The sequence below is a fragment of the Mycobacterium sp. genome, from assembly GCF_032162105.1.
Taxonomy (GTDB): domain Bacteria; phylum Actinomycetota; class Actinomycetes; order Mycobacteriales; family Mycobacteriaceae; genus Mycobacterium.
The window spans coordinates 1-2,546 of record NZ_JAVRPS010000635.1 but is presented as its reverse complement, the minus strand read 5'-3'; the positions used below and the strand labels follow the sequence as shown (position 1 = coordinate 2,546).

At 64.3% G+C, this 2,546-nt stretch carries 4 protein-coding genes; all 4 read left to right on the top strand.

Annotated features, from left to right (window positions below; all coding sequences use genetic code 11):
- Window positions 1-598, top strand: a 598-nt coding sequence (locus tag QOC69_RS32150) for an acyl-CoA reductase (RefSeq protein ID WP_526446544.1), incomplete at its 5' end; no start/stop codon positions are given.
- A 177-nt stretch (window positions 599-775) separates the two neighbouring features.
- The gene (locus QOC69_RS32145) at window positions 776-1,387 is read left to right on the top strand and encodes a hypothetical protein (protein ID WP_526446543.1); all 612 of its coding nucleotides are present in this window, start codon (window positions 776-778) and stop codon (window positions 1,385-1,387) included.
- Window positions 1,388-1,419: 32 nt separating this feature from the next.
- Window positions 1,420-2,061 (top strand): TetR/AcrR family transcriptional regulator, encoded by a 642-nt coding sequence (locus QOC69_RS32140; protein ID WP_526446542.1) that lies wholly within the window; start codon window positions 1,420-1,422, stop codon window positions 2,059-2,061.
- Window positions 2,062-2,126: 65 nt separating this feature from the next.
- Window positions 2,127-2,546, top strand: a 420-nt coding sequence (locus tag QOC69_RS32135; protein ID WP_526446541.1) for a TetR/AcrR family transcriptional regulator, incomplete at its 3' end; no start/stop codon positions are given.

The following is a 2,546-nucleotide window of genomic DNA, read 5'->3' as shown; positions in this document are numbered from 1 at the left end:
ATGCGCCAACGCCCGCGTGATCTACGTGATGAGCGGGACCGATGCCGCCGGCGTGGCCAACGCCAACCGTCTTGGCCAGATGATCTACGAGGCGATGGTCGGGCTGCCGGAGTTCATCAGCACGGCGCCGCTCTTTCCGAGCCGTGAGTTGTACGAGCATCTCGAGGCCTCGCGGATGACCGACGACTGGTATCGCGTGATCGGCGGCGAGGACCGGGAGGGCGCGATCATCGTGTCCCAGTTCGATTCCGCGGTGGACTACTCGGCGATGCTGTCCGGCCGTGTCGCCAACATCGTGCCGGTCGATTCCCTGGACAAGGTGACTGCCGCGGTCAACGCATACACCCAGACGATCGGCATCTACCCCGAAAGCCTCAAGCGCCAACTCCGTGACCAGCTTCCGTTGTTCGGCGCCCAACGGCTCACCAGCCTCGGCTACGCATGCAGCGTCGCGATCGCGATGCCGCAGGACGCCATCGAACCCATTCGCCGCATGTGCAAGTGGATCGTGGAAGAAGAGTGTGATCCGGCCGTGGTGATTCCGCTCTGGCGATTGGGCGCGGCCCCCGCCGTACAAGCGGCAGGCAGTAGCAGCTAGTGCCCGTCGCGGCGCGCTCTCCAGAGAGTAGACAGATGTCCAAAATTGCCTACATGGCGGAGTGGAGAGGCGGACGAAGGCAACGGTCCGTTCAAGCGAGCGGCGCGATATTTGCTGAATATGCCGAACATTCGCCAATTGCTTGTGCAGTCGACTCCGACTGTTTAAGGTAGACACATGTCCAGCGCGAAGATGGTTATGGGTCGTGAAACTCCACGCGTCGGACGTCAGGGCCGTCGCGTTCAAGCCGTCACGGACAGGGTGGTGCGGTACCAGCTGATCGTCATCGCTCCCAGTGGAGCAGACGTCGTCCAGTTCACCGGGGGATGGTTGTTCGATCGACGCATGGCGGGCTGGGACGTCGACGTCCTGGTGCCCGACCAGGACGCCGCCCGAGCGCTACAGATCCTGGGCGCCAGGATCGTCGACCTGCACGCCGGGCTTGCGTCCGTCGTCCGCGGACCCGAACGCGCCGCTGCACTCGCGGTCGCTGCGGACCTGGTGGCGGTGGACGAGCGCATTCACGAGGAAGTGCTGGAGGCGGTGCGATCGGGTCTCACCGAAGTGGCGCTCTGGGGTGACAGTCGGCCTTCCAAGATCGGCGGCAGGGTCGACTCGACGCAGTACCGCCTGAGTGCGGCTGCGCGGGTTTACAAGGGTCACGCCTTGGCTGCCGCGGGGCTCGCCGATCAGGAGGTCGGACACACCGAAAGGCTCTATCGCAGCGGATATCGACCAGTGGATTCCGACCTGATGCCGGTCGGCCGAAGCGTCGGTGCGGAAGGCTGATTCGCGGCGCACGGCTCCACTACGCTAGACGCGTGTCCAACGGAAAAGTAGCGAGGGTCGTCGAGGTGGACAGCAGCGGAAAGCCGCGCCAAGAGGAGACCTACCATCGGGTGCTCGATGCGGCGGTTGAGCTGCTCCGTGAAACGAAGTACTCCGATCTGACCGTGCGGGCCATCGCCGCCCGCGCCCAATTGTCGCCCGCCACTGCGTATAACTACTTCAAATCCAAGAACGGTCTGATCGCCGAGCTGTATCTGCGGCTCGTCCGTACGGTGCCGCTCTTCGTCGACGTCAACCAGACCACGCACGAGCGGATCATCCAGGAGATCCACGCGCTGGCGATGCTCGGCGCCTACGAGCCCGAAGTGGCGGCCGCCACCACCACGGCGCTGATGGGTGAAGAGGAAGAGCTGAAGCCACTGCGGGAGCTGATCGGCATCGAGGTTCGCCGACGACTCACCGCTGCGCTCGGCCCAGGAGTGCCGCTCAGCGTGTTGTCTGCGGTGGAGTTCGTGTTCTACGGCGCCATGGTGAGGGCCGGAACGGGATCCTTGGGCTATGACACCGTCGCCAACCGCATCGACGGTGTCATCGGGTTGATCCTGCAAGCCCACGATGACCGCCCGGCGCCGGCCCCGTCGCCGCGTCGCCCCCCCGCGAAGGTGCGTAGGTAGCGTGGGCCGGTCAAGTGCAGCGTTGCATCCACACGCAACGTTGCACATTGCGTAGTATCGGCGCTATGAACCGCATCGACCGGCGCAAACGTGAAGTGCGGGACCGAATTCTCGCGGCTGCGTTCGAACTGTTCCTCTCACAGGGCATCGATGCCACCAAGATCGACGACATCTGTGAACGGGCCGACGTCGCCAACCGGACGTTCTTCAACCATTTCGCCACCCGGCAGGACATGATCCACGCCCTCGCCGAGAAGCGTCTGCTCAACCTGCACGAGGTGTTGGCCAACCGGACCCACGAGGCGGTTCCCGATCAGCTCGTCGGATTCTTCGGCGAGATCGCCGCAGTGCTCGAAGGGGCCGGTGACACCTACCGTTCCATGATCGGCGCGATGCTGGTGACCATTGGCTCGGGGACCCAACGTGGCTTCGGCCTACACGACGCCTTTCTCGAACTCATTAAGGACGGCGTCGCCAGGGGCGAG